A 24270-nucleotide genomic window follows, 5' to 3' on the forward strand; every position below is an offset into this window, starting at 1 on the left:
TGGCGGCCGGGAGAGGGAGGCAACGATGGTTGAATCACGATCCACGTCCGACCCTGCTGTGGCGTATCCGTCACGGCTCGGCCCGGCCGAGCGCGCCGCGGCGATCGCGGCGCTGAAGGAGACCGAGCTCGACATCCTCGTGGTCGGCGGCGGCATCGTCGGCACCGGCAGCGCCGTCGACGCCGTCACCCGCGGTCTCTCGGTCGGTCTGGTGGAGGCGCGCGATTTCGCCGCCGGCACGTCGAGCCGGTCGTCCAAGCTGGTGCACGGCGGCATCCGCTACCTCGAACAGCTCGACTTCCGTCTGGTCCGGGAGGCCCTGATCGAGCGCGGCCTGCTGCTGCAGCGCATCGCGCCCCACCTCGTGAAGCCCGTACGTTTCCTCTACCCGCTGCACAAGCGCGTGTTCGAGCGCCTCTACATCGGCGCCGGCATGATGCTGTACGACATCTTCTCGTACACGGGTCTGCGCCCGCCGGGCGTGCCGCACCACCGTCACCTCAGCCGCCGTCAGGTGCTGAAGGCGATCCCGAGCATGGCCCCCGACGCACTCGTGGGCGGCATCACCTACTACGACGCGCAAGTCGACGACGCCCGCTACGTCGCCAATCTCGCGCGCACCGCCGCCCACTACGGCGCTCACATCGCGCCCCGCGTGCGGGTCGAGGGGTTCCTCAAAGTGGGGGAGCGCGTGGTCGGCGTGCAGGCGCGCGACCTCGAGACGGACGAGCGGTTCGAGATCCGCGCCAAGCAGGTCGTCAACGCGACGGGCGTCTGGACCGATGACACGCAGTCGATGGTCGGGGAGCGCGGTCAGTTCAAGGTGCGCGCGTCCAAAGGCATCCACCTCGTCGTGCCGCGCGACCGCTTCCAGTCGAAGATGGGGCTGCTGCTGCGCACGGAGAAGAGCGTGCTCTTCGTCATCCCGTGGGGTCGCCACTGGCTCATCGGCACGACCGACACCGACTGGCACCTCGACAAGGCGCATCCCGCGGCGACCGCGGCCGACATCGACTACCTGCTCGCCCACGTCAACGAGGTGCTGAACGTCCCGCTGACCCGCGAGGATGTCGAGGGTGTCTACGCCGGCCTCCGGCCGCTGCTCGCGGGCGAGTCCGAGCAGACGTCGAAGCTGTCGCGCGAGCACCTCGTGGCGCACTCGGTGCCGGGGCTCGTCGTCATCGCGGGCGGCAAATGGACGACCTACCGCATCATGGCGAAGGACGCGATCGACGCCGCCGTCGACGCGCTCGACGGCAAGATCCCGCAGAGCACCACCGACGAGATCGCGCTCGTGGGTGCCGAGGGCTACCAGGCGGCCTGGAACCGCCGCGGCCGGATCGCCGCGGAGAACGACCTCCACCCTGCGCGGATCGAGCACTTCCTCAACCGGTACGGGACACTGACGGAGGACATCCTCGCGCTCATCCGCTCGGACCGCTCCCTCGCCGAGCCGCTCCCCGGTGCGGACGACTACGTGGGAGCGGAGGTCGTCTACGCGGCAACGCACGAGGGCGCCCTCCACCTGGAGGACGTGCTCGCCCGCCGCACCCGCATCTCGATCGAGGCCTGGGACCGCGGTGTCTCCGCCGCTCCGGTCGCTGCGTCGCTGATGGCGAAGGTGCTCGGCTGGGACGCCGCCCGCGAGGAGCGCGAGGTGCAGACCTACCTCAAGCGCGTCATCGCCGAGCGCGAGAGCCAGCTCCAGCCCGACGACGCGTCGGCGGACCGGGTGCGTCTCGAGGCTCCGGACATCGTGGATGTCGACAAGGCAGCGGCCGCGGCGGTGGCGGCCGCGCCGTCGGCCAAGCCGTCCCGCACCCGGGCGCCGAAGCCCGGTGCGGCGAGAGGCGGCACCGCGAAAGCCTGAGGCGATGCGCCGCCCCCTCGTGCCGAGGGGGCGGCGCGCGTCTCCGCGTTCGCTCTCCGCGACTCCGGCCGTGCGCCGGGAACGCCTCCGGTAGGCTGGAGGTATCGCCTCAGACGGATCGGAGACGGACGATGGTTGACGTTCGACGGGTCAAACTACCCGGGGTCGGGGTGCTCCACACCTTCGTGACCGACGATGGCGGCAAGGTCGGCGTCATCGCGCACCGCTCGGGGCACAGCGACCTCATCACGTTCTCGGACCACGAGGACGGCGCCGACGTCACCAAGGTGTCGCTCCGTCTCAACGAGGACGAGGCGCACACGCTGGCGGAACTGCTCGGCGGCACCCAGATCACCGAGTCGCTCACCGCGCTCGACCAGATCCCCGGCCTCAGCATCGACTGGTTCACGGTCGACTACGAGGACCACATCGCCGGTCAGCAGCTCGGCGCCCCCGGTGACCGCGGCTTCGTCGGCCTCACGGTCGTCGCCGTCGTGCGCGGGGACTCCGCGAACCCGGCTCCCGCGCCCGACTTCAAGGTCTTCCCCGGCGACACCCTCGTCGTCGCGGGCACCCCGGAGAAGGTGGCGAAGGCGTTCGCCTTCTTCCGCACCGGCGAGATGCCCGCCCGCGTGACCGCCGACGCTCCGCCGGGAGGCTGATCCGATGCATCTCGGAGAAGATCTCATCATTCTCGGCCTCCTGCTGCTCGTCGCGTACGTGCTCGGGCGCCTCGGCAAGCTGGTGGGTCTCCCCGCGATTCCCATCTACATGATCGTCGGGCTGCTGGCCAGCCCGCACACCGGATGGTTCCCGCTCGACTTCGAGAGCCACTACATCGAGCTGATCGCCGTCTTCGGACTGATCCTGCTGCTGTTCAATCTGGGCCTCGAATTCGACCAGGACGAGTTCTTCGGCAACTTCGGCAAGCTGATCATCTCCGGCGGCTCCTACATCCTCATCAACATGGGCGTCGGGCTCGCGTTCGGCTTCTGGGTCGGCTGGGGAACCCGCGAGGCCCTGATCATCGCGGGGATCACGGCGACGTCGTCGTCGGCCATCGTGACGAAACTGCTCATCGAGCTGCGACGACTGCCCAACACCGAGACGCCGATGATCCTCGGCGTGACCGTCGTCGAGGACATCTTCATCGCGATCTACCTCGCCATCGTCTCCGTCGTGCTGAGCGGCGAGACCGACTTCTGGCCCGTGGTCCTCAAACTCGTCATCGCCTTCACGTTCCTCGTCGTGATGTTCACGCTCGCGCGATGGGGCGGCAGATTCGTCTCCCGGCTGTTCCGGACGAAGGACGACGAGCTCTTCACGATCCTCTTCTTCGGTCTCGCGGTGCTCTTCGCCGGCGTCGGGGAGATCCTCGGCGTCACCGACGCGATCGGCGCCTTCCTGATCGGGCTCGTCCTCGGCGCGACCAAGTACCGCAACAGGATCGAGCACATCGCCATCCCGCTGCGCGACGTGTTCGCGGCCTTCTTCTTCCTGAACTTCGGTCTCGAGCTCGACCCGGCCAAGTTCCCCTCGGTGCTGGGGCCGGTGCTGATCGCCGTCGCCATGACGATCGTGCTCAACATCCTCGCCGGGCAGTTCGTGGCTCGCCTCAACGGGATGGGGGCCCAGGCGGGCATCAACACGACCGTGATCCTGCAGAACCGGGGGGAGTTCGCGCTCATCCTCGCGACGCTGTCGCTCAGCGCGGGCCTCGACGAGCGCATCCAGCCGTTCGCCGGTCTCTACGTGCTCATCATGGCGATCCTCGGGCCGATCCTCGCAGCGAACTCCGAGCGGATCGGTGCGATGATCCTACGGACCGGGAAGAAGTCGAAGCGACGCGACCGGAAGAAGAAGCGCGATCCCATGCTCGACGAGGAGATCGCCCTCGTGGAGGCCGCCACCGCCGACCTCGACTCCGATGCGCGCCGCGACGACACGAGCGCCGACCACACGCGCGCGGCTGTCGACCGGATCGTCGAGCAGGCCATGCAGCAGCAGGCCGCAGGACAAGAAGACACGAGCGGCGACCGAAAGCGGGACTGACCCATCGACACGACCCCCTCTCGCCCCGCGATGACGGGCGAGACCACGCTGTTCCGGATGATGCTCCGCCCCCGGTGGATCGGAGCACTCGTCTTCGCGCTCGCCCTGGCAGCCGGTTTCGCCGCCCTCGGCCAGTGGCAGCTTGAGCGCGCGCTCGAGTCGGGCAAAGCGGTCGAGGCGCCGAGCGAGACGGTGCTCCCGCTCGCCGAGGTGGCGAAACCGGACGGTCCGATCACGGACAAGGCGGTGGGCCAGCTCGTCGAGTTCACGGGCAGCTTCGTCCCGGGCGACTACCAGCTCCTGGACGGCCGGCTCAATGAGGGCAAGTCGGGCTGGTGGGTCGTCGGCCACCTCAACCTCCGGCAGGCCGACGGCACCGAGGCCGCGCTCGCGGTCGCGCGCGGCTGGGCGCCCGACGAGGCGTCGGCGAAGTCGGCCCTGGCACGCCTCGCGGCCGAACCCGAGAACACCGTCACCGTCGTCGGGCGCATCCTGCCCGACGAGCAGCCCGAGGTGCCGCAGGACAAGAGCAACCCGACGCAGATGCGGACCGTCGGCATCGGCGCGCTCTACAACCTGTGGACCGGCGTCGACGGGATGGACGTGTACTCGGCGTACGTCGTGCAGCGCGGCGGATCGGACGGGCTGGACGCCATCTACTCCCCGCCGCCCATCGCGCAGACGGAGCTCAACTGGCTCAACATCTTCTACGCGGCGGAGTGGATCATCTTCGCCGGCTTCGCGATCTTCCTCTGGTACCGACTGGTGAAGGACGCCAAGCAGCGGGAGGACGAGCTGCGTGAGGAGCAGCTGCGGGAGCAGGAGCTCGCCGGGCTGGGCGCCTCCGCGGGCAAAGTAGAATAGCCCCATGCCCCTCGCTCCCAAGCTCGAAGACTTCCCGAAGATCCGCGGGGCCCTCCGGTTCTACCAGGTGTTCGCGTACGTCACGGGCATCATGCTCCTGCTGCTCTGTGCGGAGATGATCGTCAAGTACGGCTTCGGCTACGAGCTGTTCGCGTTCAGCAACTACGGCGCACTGACGTTCGTGGCGGTGGATGCGCCGGTGCCGCCCACGGGTGTCGACCTGAGCACGGGCATCCTGATCGCGCACGGCTGGCTCTACGTCGTGTACCTCTTCTCCGACTTCCGCCTGTGGAGTCTGATGCGCTGGCCGTTCACGAAGTTCGTCATGGTCGCCCTCGGCGGCGTCGTGCCGTTCCTCTCGTTCTTCGTGGAGATCCGCATCAGCAAGCAGGTCAAGACCTATCTGGCCGGCCGAGAGGCCGAGGCCGCGAACCTCGTGGAGGCGACAAATTAGCACCGACCCCGTTTTCAGCGACATCCTCGGAGGGGCCGACTCGGCCGATCCCGCCGGTCCCGTCCTCGTCGTCGACTTCGGCGCGCAGTATGCGCAGCTGATCGCGCGGCGGGTGCGCGAGGCGAACGTGTACTCCGAGATCGTGCCCCACACGGTCACGGCCGCCGAGGTCGCCGCGAAGCGCCCGGCCGGCATCGTGCTCTCGGGCGGACCGTCCAGCGTGTACGAGGAGGGGGCGCCCCGCCTCGACGAGGAGATCCTCGGGCTCGGCATCCCCGTTCTCGGCATCTGCTACGGCTTCCAGGTGATGGCCACCGCGCTCGGCGGCGAAGTCGCCAAGACCGGCCGCCGCGAGTACGGCTCGACGGCGGTCCGCGTCGTCGACGGCGCCGCGGAGCAGGAGAACGGCCTGCTCTCCGGCCAGCCCGACGAGCAGACCGCGTGGATGAGCCACGGCGACTCGGTCGCACGCGCCCCCGAGGGTTTCGAGGTGCTCGCGTCGACCGATGACACCCCCGTCGCCGCGTTCGCCAACGAGGAGCGCAAGCTCTACGGCGTGCAATGGCATCCGGAGGTCAAGCACTCCCAGTACGGCCAGGCCGTGCTCGAGAACTTCCTGCACCGTGCCGCGGGCATCCCGGCCGACTGGAACAGCGGCAACGTGATCGCCGACCAGGTCGCCGCGATCCGCGCACAGGTCGGCAGCGGCCGTGTGCTCTGCGCGCTCTCCGGCGGTGTCGACTCGGCGGTCGCCGCAGCCCTCGTCCACAAGGCCGTCGGCGACCAGCTCGTCTGCGTGTTCGTCGACCACGGCCTCCTGCGCAAGGACGAGGCCAAGCAGGTCGAGGTCGACTACGTCGCCTCCACGGGCGTCCGCCTCGTGACCGTGAACGCGCAGAAGCAGTTCCTCGACGCGCTGGCGGGCGTCAGCGACCCGGAGACGAAGCGAAAGATTATCGGTCGCGAGTTCATCCGCGTGTTCGAGCAGGCACAGGCCGACCTCATCGCCGAGGCTGCCGACGAGGGCGACCCCATCCGCTTCCTGGTCCAGGGCACGCTCTACCCGGACGTGGTCGAGTCGGGCGGCGGCACCGGCACCGCGAACATCAAGAGTCACCACAATGTGGGCGGCCTCCCCGAGGACCTCCAGTTCGAGCTCGTCGAGCCGCTGCGCACCCTGTTCAAGGACGAGGTGCGGGCGATCGGCCGTGAGCTCGGCCTGCCGGAGGTCATCGTCGGCCGCCAGCCGTTCCCCGGTCCCGGCCTCGGCATCCGCATCGTCGGAGAGGTCACGCAGGAGCGTCTCGACCTGCTGCGCGACGCCGATGCCATCGTGCGCTCCGAGCTGACCGCCGCCGGCCTCGACGCGGAGATCTGGCAGTGCCCCGTGGTGCTGCTCGCCGATGTCCGCTCGGTGGGCGTGCAGGGCGACGGGCGCACCTACGGTCATCCGATCGTGCTCCGCCCGGTCTCCAGTGAGGACGCCATGACGGCCGACTGGACCCGTCTGCCGTACGACCTGCTCTCCAAGATCTCCAACCGCATCACCAATGAGGTGGACGGCGTGAACCGCGTCGTGCTCGACGTCACGTCGAAGCCGCCGGGGACGATCGAGTGGGAGTGACCTCCCGCCGCCGTGATGGCGGGCGAACCGCGAAGGGCCCGGATGCCGCGAGGCATCCGGGCCCTTCGTCGTGCGGGGCGGGTGGCGTTAGTCGCGCGCGATCGCGAGGAGGCGCAGGATCTCGAGGTACAGCCAGATGACGGTGACCATGATGCCGAACGCGCCGGACCAGCCGTAGATGCGCGGGGCGCGGTTGGCGACGCCCTGCTTGATCGCGTCGAAGTCGAGCACCAGGGAGTACGCGCCGAGGAGCACGACGACGATGCCGATGACGACGCCGAGGGGGATGCCGAAGATGCGGACGTCGCTGCTGAGACCGAACGTGCCGCCGGTCACTCCGGTCCACATCAGGATCACGTTGACGAGGGAGTAGGCCAGGTAGCCGAACATCGCGATGAGGAAGATCTTGGTGGCCTTCTTGGAGGCGCGGATCTTGCCGGACGCGAAGAGTGCGAGCGTCACGCCCACGACCGCCAGCGTGCCGATGACCGCCTGGATGACGATCGACTGCCACTGCGCCTCGAAGACGAAGGAGATACCGCCGACGAACACGCCCTGCACCGCCGAGTAGGCGAGGATGAGGGGTGCGCTGGGCTTCTTCTTGAAGATGTTGACGAGCGCGAGGACGAATCCGACGAGAGCCGCGGGGAGGGCCAGCGCGGGGACGATCCAGCCGACGACGGCGCCCGCGAGCAGGAAGGCGAAGCAGATCGCGGTCTTGACGACGGTGTCTTCGACCGTCATCCGGTCCGTCTGGACGGAGGTCGCCGAGGGCGCCTCATACATCTGCTGGAGGTTCTCGGCGCTCAGAGTCGCGGCCGTCTGGGCCTGTCCGTTCTCCTTGAACGCCGGATTGGTCGAGAAGGCCGGGTTGGTGAGTGCCATGGGGTTCCTCGTTCTGTGGGGAATGGTCTCGTCAGACCAATCTAGTCGGTGGAGTTTCTGAGAGTTCTGACAGATCGCCTTGAATCCCATCGGACCGCGATGCCCCGGGCGACCCACGAGGCCGCCACGATCACGACCGTGCTGGTGACGATCGTGATCCAGCCCTGCTCGTAGGTCGTGACGAAGAGGGGGAGCACGAGACTCGATGCCAGCGGGAGCAGGAGGACGGCGAAGCTGACGAGCGGGCGGAGCCGGACCAGCAGCCAGGCCGCGAGGGTCACCGCGTAGCACCAGGCGAAGCTGGACCCGCCGAGCATGAGCCAGGTGAAACCGAGCACGGGGAGTGCGACCGCCACCCGGCGGCCGATCGTCGACGGGACGACGGCCCATGCGGCCGGCTGCAGGAGCGATCCGACGAGCAAGAGAGGAAGGCTGTACGCGGTGGTCGCGAGCACGCAGGCGCTGCCGACGACGAGCATCGCCAGCGCGACCGCCAGGCGGGGGCGGTACGACCCCCAGCGCAGGGGGAGGAGCGACGCGGGCTCCCGCCAGCGGTCGGTCGGGGGAGCGCTCTCGGCGACGGGCACCCGTCGATTCTGTCATCCGGAGCGGGGTCGTCGTCAGCCCCCGACCGCGGGCTAGGATCGCTCCATGCGCGCTCGGCCGGCTCCTCTCGTCATCGGTCATCGGGGTGCGCCCGGTTACCGCCCCGAGCACACCGGCGCGGCCTATGCACTCGCGTTCGCGCTCGGAGCCGACGCCGTGGAGCCGGACCTGGTCGCGTCGAAGGACGGTGTGCTGGTCCTGCGCCACGAGAACGAGATCTCGGGCACGACGGATGTCGCCGACCGCCCCGAGTTCGCCGACCGGCGCACGACCCGCGAGGTCGACGGCGAGGCGCTCACCGGCTGGTTCACCGAGGACTTCACCTGGGCGGAGCTCGCGACCCTTCGTGCCCGTGAGCGCCTTCCTCTCGTGCGGCAGGCGAGCGCGACGTTCGACGACCGCTATCCGATCCTGCGCTTCCGCGACCTGCTCGACCTGGTCGACGCCGCGTCGGACGACGCGGGCCGCCCGCTCGGGGTCGTCGCCGAGATCAAGCACGCCACCCATTTCGCGGCGGCCGGTCTGCCACTGGACGAGCTCCTCATCGCCGAGCTCGCGGACGCGGGTTGGACGGACAACCGCGGTCTCGTGGTCGAGAGCTTCGAGCCGACGGTCCTGCGGCAGCTGCACGAGCGCGGGTTCCCCGGCAAGCGGGTCTATCTGCTCGAGGACGCCGGCGCCCCCGCCGACCGGGTCGCCGCGCACGGCTCGGCCGCGGCCTCCTACGCCACCGATCTCACCCTGCGCGGGCTCTATGCGCTCGGCTCCGGTGCGGCCGACCCGTCCGCGCGTGTCGACGGCATCAGCGTGGAGACGGCACTCGTCCTCGCCTCCGGCTCGGTCTCCGTCTCCCTCTTCGAGGACGACGATGGCAGCATCGACATCGGGGCGGTCACGTCCGACCTCGTCGATCTCGCGCACTCGGCGGCCCTCTCGGTCTACACCTGGACGCTGCGGCCCGAGAACGCGATGCTGCCCGCGGAGTTCCGAACCGCCGGTCGTGAGGACGAGTGGGGGGACTGGCGCAGGCTGTTCTCGATCCTGCTGCACTCCGGCGTCGACGGCGTCTTCGCCGACCATCCGGATCTGGCGGTCGCCGTGCGCGACGGCCGGTGAGCGCGGGCTCCCGCCGCGGATGACGGTGGAGCCGGGTAAAATCGGAGGCGACATGACGAGCCTCCCCGACGCCCCCTCCGGCACCACCTCCTCCGTGCCGATCATCCTCGACGGCTGGGAGGGCGACGACCGCTCCGGCGGAGGCCGCGACGACCACGCGGGTGCTCGCGGTGGCGCCTCCGCCGCGAACGACCGTCTGTTCGCCGGCCTCAATCCGCAGCAGCGCATCGCCGCCGAGTACCGCGGCCCCGCGCTCCTGATCCTCGCCGGGGCCGGATCCGGCAAGACGAGTGTGCTCACGCGGCGCATCGCCGGGCTCATCGAGACGCGGGAGGCGTGGCCGAGTCAGATCCTCGCCATCACGTTCACGAACAAGGCGGCGAACGAGATGCGGGAGCGGGTCGAGGGACTGCTCGGCGGCAAGGCGCAGGGGATGTGGATCTCGACCTTCCATTCGGCGTGCGTGCGCATCCTCCGCCGCGAGGCCGAGACCATCGGCAAGACGCAGAGCTTCACCATCTACGACTCCGGTGACTCCCGTGCCCTCCTGAAACGGATCATCAAGGAACTCTCGGCCGACACTCTGGGCTTCACGGTCGCCGGTGCCGCGAACCGCATCTCGAAGCTCAAGAACGAGCTCACGGACATCGAGGCCTTCGCGCGGTCGGCGAACCTGAGCGACCCGCAGGAGGTGATGTTCCTCGAGATCTTCCGCCAGTACACCCGCGCACTGCGCACCGCCAACGCCTTCGACTTCGACGACCTCATCGCCGAGACGGTGTTCCTGTTCCGTGCGTTCCCGAAGGTGGCCGCCCTCTACCAGCGCCGGTTCCGGCACATCCTGGTCGACGAGTACCAGGACACGAACCACGCGCAGTACGCGCTGATCCGTGAGCTGACGATGCCGATCGCACCGGACATCGCCGACGACCTGGAGGCGCAGGGGCACCACATCGAGCGCATGCGCGACGCCGCCGGTGTCGTCCCCGGCGCCTCGCTGACGGTGGTCGGCGACTCCGACCAGTCGATCTACGCGTTCCGCGGCGCCGACATCCGCAACATCGTCGAGTTCGAGCGCGACTTCCCGGGGGCCAAGGTCGTGCTGCTCGAGCAGAACTACCGGTCGACGCAGAACATCCTGAGCGCGGCCAACGCCGTCATCGCGAACAACTTCGACCGTAAAGACAAGAACCTGTGGACCGCGGTGGGCGACGGCGAGAAGATCGTCGGCTACACGGGCTACTCCGGGCACGACGAGGCGCAGTTCGTCGCGGACGAGATCGAGAAGCTGCACGGCGCGGGCATGGCGTACAAAGACATCGCCGTGTTCTACCGGACGAACGCCCAGACCCGTGCGCTGGAGGAGATCTTCATCCGCTCCGCCCTCCCTTACAAGGTGATGGGCGGCACGAAGTTCTACGAGCGGGCCGAGATCAAGGACGCGATGGCGTATCTGATCACCGTCGCCAACCCGCAGGACACGCTCGCGCTGCGCCGCATCCTGAACACTCCCAAGCGCGGCATCGGCCCCGCGACGGAGACCCAGCTCGCGAGCTACGCCGAGGACAACGGCATGACGTTCCGCGAGGCCATGCGCGACGCGGGTTCGCTCGGTCTCGGCCCCAAGGTCACCGCGGCGATCCTGCAGCTCTCGGCGCTGCTCGACGAGGCGTCGGCGAAGACGGACCCTGCGAACCCGGCGGGTGTCTCGCCGGTGGCGGACGTGCTCCTCTTCCTGCTCGACGGCAGCGGCCTGCTCGAGGTGCTGCGCAACAGCCGTGACCCGCAGGACGAAGCGCGTGCGGAGAACGTGGAGGAGCTCGTCGCGGTGACGCGCGAGTTCGCGCGCAACAATCCCGACGGCACCCTGGTCGACTTCCTCACGGAGGTGTCGCTCGTCGCGGCGGCGGACGAGATCGACGACTCGAGCGGCTCCGTCTCGCTGATGACGTTGCACACGGCGAAGGGTCTCGAGTACGACGCCGTGTTCCTCACCGGGGTGGAGGAGGACCTCCTGCCCCACCGGATGTCGGCGAACGAGCCGGGCGGCCCCGCCGAGGAGCGGCGGCTCTTCTACGTGGGCATCACGCGCGCCAAGAAGCGCCTGTTCCTGTCGCTCGCGATGACCCGCGCGCAGTTCGGTGAGACCGCCGTCGCCATGCCGAGCCGCTACCTGCAAGAGATCCCCGCCGATCTGGTGGAGTGGCGGCAGTCTCCCGGCTCGGCGAACGGCCGCGGCGGCACGCAATCGCGGGCTCTCAATGCGCGCAAGCCCGGTCTCGGCTCCGGTTCGGGGTCCCGCTGGAGCGAAAGCTTCGGGTCGGGAGGTTTCTCGGCGCCGGAGCGGCCCAAGGCCGAGTGGCCGAATCGCGTGACGGGCAAGGTGCGCGACAACGGCGACCTCGAGCTCGCCCCCGGCGATCGCATCTCGCACACCGATTTCGGTGAGGGCCGCGTCACCGCCGTCACGGGGGAGGGCGCCAAGCGCGTCGCGCACGTCCAGTTCGAGAAGGTGGGCGCGAAGAAGCTCCTCATCAAGATCGCCCCTATCGACAAGCTGTGAAGGCTTCCGGGCTCGCCTCGACGAGCATCGAAGTCGGATTCCGTGCCGCGACGGCCGTCGCCGTTCCGCTGCTGGTCCTGTGGGCCGTCGGGCGACTGGACCTCGCCGCGTACGCGACGTTCGGCGCCTTCACCGCGCTGTACGGGCGGAACGAGCCGTACCGGCTGCGCCTGCGGAGCGTGTCCGCCGCCGGGGTCGTGCTCGTCGCCAGCATCGCACTCGGGGTCCTGATCGCCGTCCTCGGCGAGCCTCTGCCCCTTCTCGCGGCGGCGTTGGTGCTGGTCGTCGGCGGGGGGACCCTGTTCGTCACCGCGCTCCAGCTGCTGCCCTCGCAGCCGCTGTTCTTCGTCTTCGCCCTGCTCGTCTGCGCCAACATCCCGACCACTGCGGCCGATGCCTGGCCGCGGATCGGTCTCGCCGCGATCGTGGCCGTGTTCTCGTGGCTCCTGACGATGTCCGGATGGCTGGTCCGGCGCCTGGCGGGCGGCCGCCGCTGGACCCTGCTGAAGGAGCTGAACCGGCATCCGCGCGCGGACGCCACTGTGCTCCGGGACCCGCGCGTGTGGTTGACCGTCGCCCAGAATGTCGTCGGCGTGCTCATCGCCGGGGGGATCGCTCTGGCCTTCGGTCTCGGGCATGCGTACTGGGCCGTCGTCAGCCTGGTGGCGGTGATCCCGCCCGCCCGCGCGGCCCATTCGATCTCGCGCTCGCTGCACCGCATCGTCGGGACCGTCGCCGGCGTCGTGGTGGCGGCCGCGCTCCTGTTCTGGTCGCCGCCGGCTCTCGTCGTGATCCTGGCGATCGTCGTGTGCCAGTTCTTCGCCGAGATCCTCGTCGGCCGCCACTACGGCTCCGCGCTGGTCTTCATCACACCGATGGCGCTCGCCGTGTCGCATCTCGCGAGCCCCGCTCCGCTCGCCGCTCTGGTCGGCGACCGGGTGCTCGAGACGGTGCTCGGCGCCGGCATCGGCATCGTGCTCGTGCTCCTCGCCCGCGGTATCGAGCGCGCTCGCGGCCTCGCGGCCTAGGCCGGGGACGTCCCCGATCGTCGGGCGCGCTCCGCCCGGTCCTCCTTCACCAGGCGGCGGACCCGCCGCAGATAGTCGTCGCGTGGCGCAGTACGGAGGAAACGGGGGACGCGTGGGTACCAGCGTGCCAGCCGGTGCATCCAGCGCTCGTACCGGTGCGCACGGTCCGCGTCCCACGGCAGCCGGTACTGCTCGCGGACCTCGGCCGGCAGCAGTCCCGCGGTCACGAGCCGGATGTCGGGCAGAAGCACACGCATCCAAGACGGGACGTTCCGCGGGTACAAGATCTGCCGCGCGAGCTCTCGCGTGCCATCGCTCACAGCGAGGCGTTCGATCATCGCCTGCCAGTAGTCGTCGAAGGCGGCGCGTGTCGGTGGCCAACTGGACGGCGGGACCTGGAGGTTGGCGCCGAGCCGGGTGTACTCCTGGTAGACCCTCTCCCGCTCGTCGTCCGCGAGCCTTCCGAAGACGCGCTCGTAGAGCTGCGTCATGGTCTCGTAAAGCGTGGCCGCCACCCACAGCTGGAGCTGCGGGTCGTAGGCGTTGTAAGCCGGCGCCCCCTCGGCGGCCTCGGCGCGCACCGGGGCGTGGGCCTTGTTCACCCGGCGTCGCACGACGGCGAACTCCTCCGGCGTCGCGAACGTGGCCGCGTACATGAAGGTCATCGTGGCGTGAAGGCGGTCCATCGCCCTCTCCGCGAAGTCGCTGTGCTCCAGCACGCCGCGGCCGACCGCCGGATGCGCCACCTGCAGCAGGAGCGCCCGGCCGCCGCCGACGAGCGGCAGCGCCTCGGCGCCGATCGTCCGCAGATCGACCGGTGGTCGCGTGGTCGGCCCGCGGTGGAAGTCGTTCCTCACGCGGCCATCCTGCCGTGCCCGGCTGCGAGAGAGCGCAACGGCCGATCATGCTCCCCGCACCCGTCCGAGCTCGCGGTGGCGAGAGCTGCTGCGCCTGGACCGTGCGCCCGTCGCGAGCGCGACCACACCCGCGGCGGTCGCAGCGATTCCCGCGAGACCCCCGCCGAGGACGACACCCGGTGCGGCGCCGGTGTCGGCGAGCTCCGCCGCGGTCGGAGCAGCAGCCGGTGCGGCGTGGGACGGCACGGCCGGCGCCTCCGCCCGCGTGATCTCGCTCGCCACCCCGAACGGCGAGCTCCACGGCAGCACACGGGCTCCGCCGAGTGCGGGCTCCGTGCGCTCCGGATCGATCCTCTCCACCCAGACGTAGTACCCGGGAGCGGGAAGGACGCACGCGGGTGTCTGGTAGGTTCCCGTACCGTCGACGGCGGTCTCGACGGTGCAGACGACGGGGGCGTCCGCGGGGGAGCGCTCCGCACGGACGATCGGTTCGGAGAAGGGGCCGAGCAGGCTGCTGACGATCGTCACCTCGATCGGGATGAAGCCGTCGTCCGATGCGCGGACGCCCCACGCCGGAAGCAGGCCGTCGCCGCTGTCGACCGACACGTTCATGACGTCGGTGATGGAGTCTCCGACCGTCGCGACGGCCGCGCTCGTCGTGGTCTCGACGCGGGGCTGGAACGGCAGCGGCGACGGCCCGGCGGTGTTGGCTCCGGCGCTCGCCGACGTCGCCGCCGGGACGGCCATGAGGAGGGACTGCACCTCGCCGTTCGGCGATACGGCGACGCGCAACCCGGTGCCGTACGGCAGGCCGTCCAGCGATGCCGTCGCCGTCACGGACACGCTCGCCTCCTGCCCGTCCGGGACGATCGGCACATCACGGCCGGTCTCGACGGTCGCCGTCGTGGCGCCGTCGGCGAAGCGCGCGCCGTCGAGCTGCACGACAGCGGAATGGGCGGCGGCGGGGAGGAGCTCGGCGCCGGACAGCCGCTCGGCGGTGACGTCGACCCGAACCCGTCCTGGTCCGGTCTCCGCGAGCTCGACCACGGCCTCGGCGCGGACGGAGGTCGTCGCCTCACGCGCGGATTCCTCGACCATCGCGTGGGCCAGTGCCAGCACCGAGCCGGCGTCGGCTCCGGCTCGCGCGGCGTAGGCCTCGGGCGTGCGCCCGCCGAGGCCGGCGACCATCCAGGTCGCGATCTGCCCGGCGGCGGCGGTGAGGCGGTCGTCCGTGCCTGCCCAGGTGCGGGAGATGTAGGCCAAGCGCGCAGACTCTTCTGTGCCGAACCAGCCCAGCGCCGCACCGTCGGCGTACTGCAGCGGGTGACCGGTCGGGCTCAGGCGACCGGCGTGGAGGCAGAAGCCCTGGGCGCCGTCGTCGAGCCGGTAGGTGCCGAGCCACCAGCCGTCTGAGGAGAGGTAACCCGGCCCGTGCCCCGCACCGCTGAGCGCCTGTGCGGCGGAGGAGGGTGCGAGGGCCTGCAGGACGCCGAGGAAGACGGCGAGCCCCGCCAGCGCCGTCGCGGTCATGAGTCGTGTGATCCGGTGAGTCATGGCCTCCACCCTCGCCGGGCGGGACGGGCGCGAGGACGCCTCCGTGCGATCCGTGGAGAACACGATCGAGCACCCGTGCTGGGGAGAACGCGATGCCTCCCGTTTACGGGACGCACAGCCGGACGCGCTAAGGTTCTCACTGGCGAATTTATCTCGGCGTCGAGCTATTCTCTCGCGCCGACCGCCCAGCAGATGACAACCGGGAACGCCACAGCGAGCCCGGCCCAGCAGCGGATTGGATAACGGTGGATCTATACGAGTACCAGGCCAGAGACCTGTTTGAGAAGTACGGTGTCCCGGTCCTGCCGGGCATCGTCGCAGACACCCCGGAGGACGTGCGAGCGGCCGCCGAGAAGCTCGGCGGCGTCACCGTGGTGAAGGCGCAGGTCAAGGTCGGCGGTCGCGGCAAGGCGGGCGGCGTCAAGGTCGCGAAGACGCCGGACGAGGCCGAGGAGGCCGCCAAGGCCATCCTGGGTCTGGACATCAAGGGGCACGTGGTCCGCCGCGTGATGGTCGCCGGTGGCGCTCGCATCGCCCGCGAGTTCTACTTCTCGGTGCTCCTCGACCGGGCCAACCGCTCCTACCTGTCGCTGACCAGCGTCGAGGGCGGCATGGAGATCGAGCAGCTCGCCGTCGAGAAGCCGGAGGCGCTCGCGCGCATCGAGGTCGACCCCGGCGCCGGCCTCGACACCGCCAAGGCCACCGAGATCGCGAAGGCCGCCGGCTTCCCGGACGAGCTCGTCGCGAAGGTCGCCGACGTGTTCGTGAAGCTCTACGCCGTCTACACCGGCGAGGACGCGACCCTGGTCGAGGTGAACCCGCTGGTCCTGACCGAGGAGGGCGACATCATCGCCCTCGACGGCAAGGTCACCCTCGACGAGAACGCGTCGTTCCGCCACCCCGAGCACGAGGCGCTCGAGGACAAGGACGCCGCCGACCCGCTCGAGGCCAAGGCCAAGGCGTCCGACCTCAACTACGTCAAGCTCGACGGCGAGGTCGGCATCATCGGAAACGGCGCAGGCCTCGTCATGTCGACGCTCGACGTCGTCGCCTACGCCGGTGAGAATCACAAGGGCGTCAAGCCCGCCAACTTCCTCGACATCGGCGGCGGGGCGTCGGCCGAGGTCATGGCGGCCGGCCTGGACGTCATCCTGGGGGACCCGCAGGTCAAGAGCGTGTTCGTGAACGTCTTCGGCGGCATCACCGCCTGCGACGCCGTCGCGAACGGCATCGTCAAGGCACTCGAGATCCTCGGAACCGAGGCGAACAAGCCGCTGGTCGTCCGCCTCGACGGCAACAACGTCGACGAGGGCCGCCGCATCCTCACCGAGGCGAACCACCCGCTGGTGACCCTCGCACTCACCATGGACGAAGGCGCCGACAAGGCCGCCGAGCTGGCTGCGAAGTAAGGGCGCGATACAGAATGTCTATCTTCCTCAACAAGGACTCGAAGGTCATCGTCCAGGGCATCACCGGCGGTGAGGGCACCAAGCACACCGCGCTGATGCTGAAGGCGGGCACGAACGTCGTCGGTGGCGTGAACGCCCGCAAGGCCGGCACCACCGTCACGCACGGGGATGTCGAGCTGCCGGTCTTCGGCACCGTCGTCGAGGCGATCGAGAAGACCGGCGCGGACGTGTCGATCATCTTCGTCCCCCCGGCGTTCGCCAAGGACGCGATGGTCGAGGCCATCGACGCCGAGATCCCGCTCCTGGTCGTCATCACCGAGGGCATCCCGGTGCAGGACTCCGCCGAGGCGTGGGCGTACGCCAAGGAGAAGGGCAACAAGACCCGGATCATCGGTCCCAACTGCCCCGGCATCATCACTCCGGGCGAGTCGCTGGTCGGCATCACCCCGGCGACGATCACGGGCAAGGGCCCGATCGGGCTCGTGTCGAAGTCGGGCACGCTCACGTACCAGATGATGTACGAGCTGCGCGACCTCGGCTTCTCGACGGCGATCGGCATCGGCGGCGACCCGATCATCGGGACGACCCACATCGACGCGCTCGCCGCGTTCGAAGCCGACCCGGAGACCAAGGCGATCGTCATGATCGGCGAGATCGGCGGCGACGCGGAGGAGCGCGCGGCCGACTTCATCAAGGCGAACGTCACCAAGCCGGTCGTCGGCTACGTGGCGGGCTTCACCGCCCCCGAGGGCAAGACGATGGGCCACGCAGGCGCCATCGTCTCCGGCTCGGCCGGCACCGCCCAGGCCAAGAAGGAGGCCCTGGAGGCCGCGGGCGTGAAGGTCGGCAAGACGCCGTCCGAGACCGCCGCGCTGCTGCGCGAGGTCTACGCCGCTCTCTGAGCGCGGCACCCGTACGGCACGAGGCCGGACCCCGAGGGGTCCGGCCTCGTTGTGTGCGGGCGGCCTCGGAGAATCCCTCTGACGCGGCGAGCCCGCGCGGCGCTACAGTGAGGCACGATCTGCCGGATCCGCCGCGGTGACCGGCGGGGACAGGGACATGAGAGGGCCGTCATGCCACGACCGACCAATGCCGAGCTGCTCGGGCGCATCGCCGCCCTCGAGGCGGAGAACGCCTCCCTGCGGGACGAGCTCGGCGACGCCGCGACGGTTCCCGTGCGCGATGCCGCTCCCGTGGCCCCGTCCACGCACACTCGCAGCTGGGCGTGGACGCTCCTCGCCACGGCCCTCATCGTCATCGGTGCCCTGCTCGCCCCGGTGTCCGTCGTCGCCTCCTGGGCGAAAGCGCAGCTGACGGACACGCAGAGCTTCGTCGACACCTACGCACCGCTGGCCAAGGACCCGTCCGTTCAGGCGTACGTCACCGACGAGGCCGTGAAGGTGATCCAGCAGAACGTCGACATCCCGCAGGTGACGTCGCAGGTCGTCGACGGCATCACCGAGCTCGGGACCGGCCCGGTGGCGACGAAGGCGCTCGAGGCGTTGAAGGGACCGCTCGCCCAGGGAATCGTCTCGCTCATCCACACGACGGTGGGCAATTTCGTCTCGTCCGACGCGTTCGCGCAGGTCTGGCAGGAGGCGCTCCGCGCGACGCACACGCAGCTCGTCGCGACGATGCAGAACGATCCCAAAGCCGCGATCGCGGTGGGCGCGGACGGCTCGATCGGCATCCAGCTGGCCCCCATCATCGAGCGCGTGAAGCAGCTGCTGGTGGACCAGGGGCTGTCGTTCGCCTCGCAGATCCCGACGATCGACCAGACCATCACGATCGCGCAGAACTCGTCGATCCCGACCATCCAGCTGTTCTACGGAGTCGCCGTCGCGGCCGGGGCGCGGCTCACGTGGATCGCCCTCGCCTTCCTGGTGCTGGGGGTGGTCGTCGCCCGGCGCCGTGCACTCGCGCTCGTCTGGGCGTCGGTCGCCCTCGCGCTCGCGATGGTCGTGGTGGTGGCGGGGATCGGGATCGGCCGGCTGGTCTTCGTCGGCTCGGTGTCGCCGTCGCTGCTCCCGGCCGGTGTCGCGAACACCGTCTACCAGACCGTCACGACGCGGATGCAGGACACCGGCATCGCGGTGCTCGTGCTCGCGATCGTGGTAGCCGTGGTGGGCTGGTACTCGGGTCCGTTCACCGTGCCCCGCAAGCTGCGCGGCTTCTTCGGATCGGGCGTGACATGGGTGCGGGAGGCCGCGGAGCGTCACGGGATCAGCACGGGCCGCACGGGGGAGTGGATCTACGCCCAGCGGGTGCTGCTGCGCGTCCTGGTCGCGTTGATCGCCGCGGCGATCGTCCTCTTCGTGCGGCCGCTCTCCCCGGCGCTGATCATCTGGACACTGGTGCTCTCGGCCCTCGTCGTCGCCGTCCTCGAACTCGTCCAGCGCCCGGTGATCACCGTGCCGGAGAACGCCGGCGACGACACCCCCGTAATGACCGTCTCCTGACCGCCGAAGTGTCGCGGACGGCCCGCGACCCGTGGCCGGTAGGCTCCATCCGGTCATGAATCGCACAACCGTCGCCCTGCTCGCCGCACTGGAGGCGGTCATCGTGGCCGCGATCGGGATCGGGATCGCCCTCGTGCCGCTCACGATCCTGTGGGCGGCGCAGTACCAGCTCGGCGCGGATTGGCTGGTGGTGTGGCGGTCCGCGGCCGACATCTGGCTCGTCGGACACGGCGCCAACCTGACGGTGACGCTCGACGCGCAGACGGTGGCGACCCTGGGCCTGCCCGGAGCAGCGAAGCCGTTCCAGGTGACCATCGCCCTGCTCGGTTTCGCCGTGCTCACCGCCGGGCTGGGTGTGCGGACCGGTGCCCGCGCGGCCGAGACGACGTTCCGGCTCACCGGTGCACTCAGCGCCATCGCCGCTTTCGCGGCCGTCGCCGTCATCGTGACGCTCACGGCGGGGAGCGCGCTGGTCGTTCCCTCCCTGTGGCAGGGGATCGTCCTGCCGCCCTTCGTCTACGCCCTCGGCATCGCGGCGGGATTCGGATTCGCCGCGTCGCGCACGTCGAGGGCCGAACGTGCGGCGGGAGCGGCGGACGGGACCGAGCCCGCCCTGAACTCCGTCGTCATCGCTCTGCGGGAGCGTCTCGGCGGCATCCCCGAGGTCGTGCGGATGGGAGCGGCCGCCGCGATGCGCGCCGGCTCGGCCGCGACGGCTGCCGTCATCGGCGTCGCCGCGCTGATCCTCGCGCTGCTGATCTTCGGCAACTACGGCACGATCATCACCATGTACGAGCAGCTCCAGGCGGGGGCGCTCGGTGGGATCGCCCTCACCCTCGGACAGCTCGCGTTCCTGCCCAACGTGGTGATCTGGCTGGCCTCCTGGCTCGTCGGGCCCGGCTTCGCGATCGGGACAGGCTCATCGGTGAGCCCGCTCGGGACAGAGCTCGGGCCGCTCCCGGGCCTTCCGCTCTTCGGCGTGATCCCCTCCGGTGGGTACTCCTTCGGCCTGGTCGGGGTGGTGGTGCCCCTTCTCGCGGGCTTCCTCGCGGCCGTGCTGCTGCGCTCCCGTCCGTGGGTGCGTCTGCCGGGCGGAGCGCTGCCGCTCTTCCTGACCGCTCTCGGGATCGGTATCGTTGCGGGCATCGAGCTCGGACTGCTGGCCTGGTGGTCCTCCGGTGCTCTCGGCCCCGGCCGCCTGCACGACGTGGGACCGAACCCGTGGCTGGTCGGTGGGATCGCGGCGGCGGAGGTCGCTGTCGCGGCGGTCATCGGGCTCATGGCGGGAGGACGGGCGCGCAGATGAGCTCGTGGCTGACGCGACTGCAGCTGCCGAAGCTGAGGCTCCGCAGACGGTCGGTGGACGCGCGGCAGATCGTCGAGACCCCGTCCGCGCAGCTCCAGGAGTTCCTGGTCCTGCTGGGCAGTGCGCTGCTCGCGGTCGGCACGGCGTCGACGGACATCCAGCACACCCTCGGCCGGGTGGCGGTGGCCCTCGGCTCGCCGAAGGCCAGTCTCATCGTCTTCCCGACGCTGATCTTCGTGGGGATGCCGGGCGAGACGCAGACACGATTCGAGGTCGCGATGCCGACGGGCGGCGAGGTGCGTTTCGACCGCGCCGCGCGCATCTACGGGATCGTCGACCGCGCGCTGGAGGGCACCATCACCGCGGCCGACGGCATCGCCGAGGTGAAGGCCGTCATCGCCGCGAAGCCGCGGTTCAACCGGCTCGTGCGGGTGGCCGGGCACGGCGTCGCCTCGGCCGGCGTGGCACTCGTCCTGCTCGGCGCCGAGACGACGAGCATGCTCTACGCCCTCGTGCTCGGGATGCTGGTCGGCGCGGCCAAGCTGATCGTGCGCCCGGGCACCTACGCCGCGATCCTGCTCCCGGTCGCGACCGCGTTCCTCCTCGCCCTGCTGGTCTTCGCGCTGGGAAACACCGTCGTCGTCGGCGAACCGCTGCAGGTGCTCATACCGCCGCTGGTCACCCTGCTGCCGGGTGCCCTGCTGACGACGGGCATCCAGGAGCTGGCCGCAGGGGACATGGTGGCCGGCTCCAGCCGTCTCGTCTCGGGGATCGCCCAGCTCGGCTTCCTGGCCATCGGGATACTGGCCGCGCTCACCATCACCGGTGTGCCGGCCTCCGCCGCGCTGCTGAGCACGCAGCCTCCGCTCGGGGCGTTCCAGCCGTGGGCCGGGGTGCTGCTGTTCTCGGTCGGGATCTTCCTCTACTACTGCGGACCCCGGCGCTCGGTGTACTTCCTGACCCTGGTGCTGCTCGTGGCCTACGGCGCGCAGCTGGCGGGCGCGCTGCTCATGGGCTCCGTGTTCAGCGGCTTCTTCGGCGCGTTCGCACTGACCGTGGTCGCCTACCTGGTGCAGTCGGTGCCCGGCGCGCCCCCGGCCGTCGTCTGCTTCCTTCCCGCGTTCTGGTTGCTCGTGCCGGGCGCGACGGGACTCATCCGGCTCACGCAGAGCGCGAGCGGCGTCGATTTCGACGCCAGCAGCGTGCCGAACCTCCTCGGTTCGATCGTCTCGATCGCGTTGGGGGTGCTGGTGGGGACCGCGCTGTTCCGCCAGATCTACACGATCGCGCCGGCCCGCTGGAAGCTGCGGCTGGTCTGACGCCGTCCGCGGCCCTGGGCGAGAGAACTGGTCGGTCTGCTCATCCGCGCGCCGGTAGGCTGGTCGCGTGCTCTCGATTGTCGTGCTGATCTCCGGCGGAGGCTCGAACCTCCGCGCGCTGCTCGAGGCGTCGCAGGACGCGGAGTTCCCCGCCCGGGTCGTCGCCGTCGGCGCCGACCGTGACGCGGACGGACTCGCCCACGCGGAGGAGTTCGGCATCCCGTCGTTCACCGTCCCGTTCTCGTCGTTCGACAGCCGTGAGGAGTGGGGGGACGAGCTCGCCGAGCAGATCCGGCAGTGGGAACCCGACCTCGTGATCCTCTCGGGCTTCATGCGTCTGGTGCCCCCGCGCGTGGTCGAGGCCTTCTCGCCGTACCTGATCAACACGCACCCGGCCTATCTGCCGGAGTTCCCCGGGGCGCACGGCGTGCGGGACGCCCTGGCCGCCGGCGCGACGCAGACCGGCGCCAGCCTCATCGTCGTCGACGACGGCGTGGACGCGGGCCCGATCATCAGCCAGGAGCGCGTCCCCATCCTGCCCGGCGACACCGAGGCCGCCCTGCACGAGCGCATCAAACCCGTGGAGCGACGGCTGCTCATCGACGCCGTCCTCGACATCGCCAACGGACACATCGACCTCAAGGAGCTTTCCCGAGCATGAGCGGACCCCGCCACGACGCCAGCCTCTACCGCGAACGGGACGTCGTCCCGATCCGCCGCGCGCTGATCTCGGTCAGTGACAAGACCGGACTCCTCGACCTCGCGAGGACGCTCGCGGAGGCCGGCGTCGAGATCGTCTCGACCGGGTCGACCGCGCAGACCATCCGTGGCGCGGGGCACCCCGTGACGGACGTCGCCAGCGTGACCGGCTTCCCGGAATCGCTCGACGGCCGCGTGAAGACCCTGCACCCGGCGATCCACTCCGGCCTCCTGGCCGACCTGCGTCTCGCCTCCCACGAGGATCAGCTGAAGGACCTCGGCATCGAGCCGTTCGAGCTGGTCGTCGTCAACCTCTATCCGTTCGTCGAGACCGTCGCCTCGGGCGCGGTCGGCGACGACGTCGTCGAGCAGATCGACATCGGCGGCCCGGCCATGGTCCGCGCGTCGGCGAAGAACCACGCCAACGTCGCGATCGTGGTCTCCCCGTCCGACTACCCGGGGATCGCCGAGGCGGTCGCCGCGGGCGGGACCACCTTCGAGCAGCGCCGGGCACTGGCCGCGCAGGCCTTCGCGCACACGGCCTCCTACGACGGCGCGGTCGCCGCCTGGTTCGCCGGTGAGGCGCCGAGCACGGACGACTTCCCCGAACGCTTCGAGGTGCGCGCCGAGCTGTCCCGAACGCTCCGCTACGGTGAGAACGCACACCAGGCCGCGGCGCTCTACACCGACCCCGCCGGCCGTGGCATCGCGCAGGCGACGCAGCTCGGCGGCAAGGAGATGTCGTACAACAACTTCGTGGACGCCGACGCGGCGCTCCGCAGCGCCTACGATTTCGCCGAGCCTGCCGTCGCGATCATCAAGCATGCGAACCCGTGCGGCATCGCGGTCGCCGACGACATCGCGGATGCCCACCGCAAGGCGCACGAGTGCGACCCGGTGTCGGCGTACGGCGGCGTGATCGCGGCCAACCGCACCGTCAGCCTCGCGATGGCAGAGACCGTCAAGGGCATCTTCACCGAGGTGCTCATCGCCCCCGGGTACGAGCCGGAGGCGCTGGAGCTGCTGCAGACGAAGAAGAACCTCCGCATCCTCCAGCTCCCCGAGGGCTATGCGCGGGCGACCACGGAGTTCCGGCAGATCTCGGGCGGCGTGCTCGTGCAGGACGCCGACCGCTTCGACGCGTTCGACTCCTCCTCGTGGACGCTCGTGTCGGGTCAGGAGGCGGACGCGGCGACCCGTGCCGATCTCGAGTTCGCCTGGAAGGCCTGCCGCGCGGTGAAGTCCAACGCCATCCTGCTCGCGAACGACGGCGCGTCCGTCGGCGTGGGCATGGGCCAGGTCAATCGCGTGGACTCCTGCAACCTCGCCGTCAGCCGCGCCGGGGAGCGTGCGTCGGGCTCGGTGGCCGCGTCCGACGCATTCTTCCCCTTCGCCGACGGGCCCGAGATCCTCATCGCCGCCGGCGTGCGAGCGATCGTGCAGCCCGGCGGCTCCATCCGCGACGAGGACGTGATCGCGGCGGCGAAGGCGGCCGGGGTCACGATGTACTTCACCGGAGAGCGCCACTTCTTCCACTGACGTTGCGCCCCTCGTGGGGTCGCGGGAGAATGGACGGCGGTCCACAAGACCGCACCATCACCACCG

General features: G+C 70.1%; 20 protein-coding genes. 16 read left to right on the forward strand and 4 right to left on the reverse strand.

From position 1 onward, the window contains the following. Positions 1–25 precede the first annotated feature (25 nt). The 6 genes from LLS1_RS08025 to guaA all read left to right on the forward strand — a co-directional run bounded on the left by LLS1_RS08025 (position 26) and on the right by guaA (position 6864). On the forward strand, positions 26–1870 hold the full coding sequence (locus LLS1_RS08025) for a glycerol-3-phosphate dehydrogenase/oxidase (RefSeq protein WP_226654601.1): 1845 nt from the start codon (positions 26–28) through the stop codon (positions 1868–1870). Between the two features lie 131 nt (positions 1871–2001). Next, positions 2002–2532, forward strand: coding sequence for a cation:proton antiporter regulatory subunit (locus tag LLS1_RS08030; RefSeq protein ID WP_223357822.1), 531 nt, complete (start codon positions 2002–2004; stop codon positions 2530–2532). A 4-nt stretch (positions 2533–2536) separates the two neighbouring features. After that, positions 2537–3922: a cation:proton antiporter gene (locus LLS1_RS08035; RefSeq protein WP_226654603.1), complete on the forward strand. Its 1386-nt coding sequence runs from the start codon at positions 2537–2539 to the stop codon at positions 3920–3922. A gap of 57 nt (positions 3923–3979) precedes the next feature. Then, positions 3980–4786, forward strand: coding sequence for an SURF1 family protein (locus LLS1_RS08040; protein WP_226654604.1), 807 nt, complete (start codon positions 3980–3982; stop codon positions 4784–4786). Between the two features lie 4 nt (positions 4787–4790). Continuing rightward, entirely contained in the window at positions 4791–5240 is a 450-nt protein-coding gene (locus LLS1_RS08045) for a DUF3817 domain-containing protein (protein ID WP_223357819.1), read from the forward strand. A gap of 22 nt (positions 5241–5262) precedes the next feature. Beyond that, positions 5263–6864, forward strand: a complete 1602-nt coding sequence (gene guaA / locus LLS1_RS08050; RefSeq protein WP_223361002.1) for a glutamine-hydrolyzing GMP synthase — start codon at positions 5263–5265, stop codon at positions 6862–6864. Positions 6865–6951: 87 nt separating this feature from the next. On the opposite strand, the gene LLS1_RS08055 is transcribed toward guaA, so the two are convergent. Together LLS1_RS08055 and LLS1_RS08060 are read right to left on the reverse strand one after the other, a co-directional pair. After that, positions 6952–7749 (reverse strand): Bax inhibitor-1/YccA family protein, encoded by a 798-nt coding sequence (locus LLS1_RS08055; RefSeq protein WP_226654606.1) that lies wholly within the window; start codon positions 7747–7749, stop codon positions 6952–6954. Positions 7750–7790: 41 nt separating this feature from the next. Beyond that, positions 7791–8336, reverse strand: a complete 546-nt coding sequence (locus LLS1_RS08060) for a hypothetical protein (RefSeq protein WP_226654608.1) — start codon at positions 8334–8336, stop codon at positions 7791–7793. Positions 8337–8400: 64 nt separating this feature from the next. Between LLS1_RS08060 and LLS1_RS08065 the strand changes: the two genes are divergently transcribed. The 3 genes from LLS1_RS08065 to LLS1_RS08075 are packed head-to-tail and all read left to right on the forward strand — an operon-like array spanning position 8401 to position 13062. Continuing rightward, a complete protein-coding gene (locus LLS1_RS08065) occupies positions 8401–9471 on the forward strand; it encodes a glycerophosphodiester phosphodiesterase family protein (protein WP_226654609.1) in 1071 nt (356 codons plus the stop codon). 52 nt (positions 9472–9523) lie between these two features. After that, the gene (locus tag LLS1_RS08070; protein WP_226654611.1) at positions 9524–12034 is read left to right on the forward strand and encodes an ATP-dependent helicase; all 2511 of its coding nucleotides are present in this window, start codon (positions 9524–9526) and stop codon (positions 12032–12034) included. Next, positions 12031–13062 carry an FUSC family protein gene (locus tag LLS1_RS08075; RefSeq protein ID WP_226654612.1) on the forward strand — a complete coding sequence of 344 codons (1032 nt, stop codon included), beginning with the start codon at positions 12031–12033 and terminating at the stop codon, positions 13060–13062. Before LLS1_RS08070 ends, LLS1_RS08075 begins: the two co-directional genes overlap by 4 nt. Here LLS1_RS08075 and LLS1_RS08080 read toward each other — a convergent pair. Further along, a complete protein-coding gene (locus tag LLS1_RS08080; RefSeq protein ID WP_226654614.1) occupies positions 13059–13919 on the reverse strand; it encodes an oxygenase MpaB family protein in 861 nt (286 codons plus the stop codon). The two genes, LLS1_RS08075 and LLS1_RS08080, sit on opposite strands and share 4 nt — an antisense overlap. Positions 13920–13964: 45 nt before the next feature. Then, positions 13965–15473, reverse strand: a complete 1509-nt coding sequence (locus tag LLS1_RS08085; RefSeq protein WP_226654615.1) for a hypothetical protein — start codon at positions 15471–15473, stop codon at positions 13965–13967. Between the two features lie 245 nt (positions 15474–15718). On the opposite strand from LLS1_RS08085, the gene sucC reads away from it, so the two are divergent. From sucC to purH, 7 genes are all read left to right on the forward strand, one after another. Then, positions 15719–16882 (forward strand): ADP-forming succinate--CoA ligase subunit beta, encoded by a 1164-nt coding sequence (sucC, locus tag LLS1_RS08090; RefSeq protein WP_226654617.1) that lies wholly within the window; start codon positions 15719–15721, stop codon positions 16880–16882. Between the two features lie 14 nt (positions 16883–16896). Beyond that, positions 16897–17784 carry a succinate--CoA ligase subunit alpha gene (gene sucD, locus LLS1_RS08095; RefSeq protein WP_025156668.1) on the forward strand — a complete coding sequence of 296 codons (888 nt, stop codon included), beginning with the start codon at positions 16897–16899 and terminating at the stop codon, positions 17782–17784. Between the two features lie 171 nt (positions 17785–17955). After that, complete coding sequence (locus LLS1_RS08100) at positions 17956–19341, forward strand: hypothetical protein (protein ID WP_226654618.1); 1386 nt, start codon at positions 17956–17958, stop codon at positions 19339–19341. 55 nt (positions 19342–19396) lie between these two features. Next, on the forward strand, positions 19397–20647 hold the full coding sequence (locus LLS1_RS08105; protein ID WP_226654620.1) for a DUF6350 family protein: 1251 nt from the start codon (positions 19397–19399) through the stop codon (positions 20645–20647). Beyond that, on the forward strand, positions 20644–21966 hold the full coding sequence (locus tag LLS1_RS08110) for a threonine/serine exporter ThrE family protein (protein WP_226654621.1): 1323 nt from the start codon (positions 20644–20646) through the stop codon (positions 21964–21966). Before LLS1_RS08105 ends, LLS1_RS08110 begins: the two co-directional genes overlap by 4 nt. A gap of 67 nt (positions 21967–22033) precedes the next feature. Then, positions 22034–22627, forward strand: coding sequence for a phosphoribosylglycinamide formyltransferase (gene purN, locus LLS1_RS08115; protein WP_223357807.1), 594 nt, complete (start codon positions 22034–22036; stop codon positions 22625–22627). After that, a complete protein-coding gene (gene purH / locus LLS1_RS08120; RefSeq protein ID WP_226654623.1) occupies positions 22624–24204 on the forward strand; it encodes a bifunctional phosphoribosylaminoimidazolecarboxamide formyltransferase/IMP cyclohydrolase in 1581 nt (526 codons plus the stop codon). The genes purN and purH overlap by 4 nt, the downstream gene beginning before the upstream one ends. Positions 24205–24270 lie beyond the last annotated feature (66 nt).

This window comes from Leifsonia sp. LS1, assembly GCF_020521355.1.
Taxonomy (GTDB): domain Bacteria; phylum Actinomycetota; class Actinomycetes; order Actinomycetales; family Microbacteriaceae; genus Leifsonia.

Excerpts from the sequence above, each read along its gene's own strand:
- LLS1_RS08065 (WP_226654609.1), top strand. The coding sequence starts at position 8,401 with ATGCGCGCTCGGCCGGCTCCTCTCGTCATCGGTCATCGGGGTGCGCCC.
- LLS1_RS08110 (WP_226654621.1), top strand. The coding sequence starts at position 20,644 with ATGAGCTCGTGGCTGACGCGACTGCAGCTGCCGAAGCTGAGGCTCCGC.
- LLS1_RS08055 (WP_226654606.1), bottom strand. The coding sequence starts at position 7,749 with ATGGCACTCACCAACCCGGCCTTCTCGACCAATCCGGCGTTCAAGGAG.
- purH (WP_226654623.1), top strand. The coding sequence starts at position 22,624 with ATGAGCGGACCCCGCCACGACGCCAGCCTCTACCGCGAACGGGACGTC.
- LLS1_RS08025 (WP_226654601.1), top strand. The coding sequence starts at position 26 with ATGGTTGAATCACGATCCACGTCCGACCCTGCTGTGGCGTATCCGTCA.
- sucD (WP_025156668.1), top strand. The coding sequence starts at position 16,897 with ATGTCTATCTTCCTCAACAAGGACTCGAAGGTCATCGTCCAGGGCATC.
- LLS1_RS08105 (WP_226654620.1), top strand. The coding sequence starts at position 19,397 with ATGAATCGCACAACCGTCGCCCTGCTCGCCGCACTGGAGGCGGTCATC.
- LLS1_RS08100 (WP_226654618.1), top strand. The coding sequence starts at position 17,956 with ATGCCACGACCGACCAATGCCGAGCTGCTCGGGCGCATCGCCGCCCTC.
- LLS1_RS08070 (WP_226654611.1), top strand. The coding sequence starts at position 9,524 with ATGACGAGCCTCCCCGACGCCCCCTCCGGCACCACCTCCTCCGTGCCG.
- LLS1_RS08045 (WP_223357819.1), top strand. The coding sequence starts at position 4,791 with ATGCCCCTCGCTCCCAAGCTCGAAGACTTCCCGAAGATCCGCGGGGCC.
- LLS1_RS08030 (WP_223357822.1), top strand. The coding sequence starts at position 2,002 with ATGGTTGACGTTCGACGGGTCAAACTACCCGGGGTCGGGGTGCTCCAC.
- LLS1_RS08035 (WP_226654603.1), top strand. The coding sequence starts at position 2,537 with ATGCATCTCGGAGAAGATCTCATCATTCTCGGCCTCCTGCTGCTCGTC.
- LLS1_RS08040 (WP_226654604.1), top strand. The coding sequence starts at position 3,980 with ATGATGCTCCGCCCCCGGTGGATCGGAGCACTCGTCTTCGCGCTCGCC.
- LLS1_RS08085 (WP_226654615.1), bottom strand. The coding sequence starts at position 15,473 with ATGACTCACCGGATCACACGACTCATGACCGCGACGGCGCTGGCGGGG.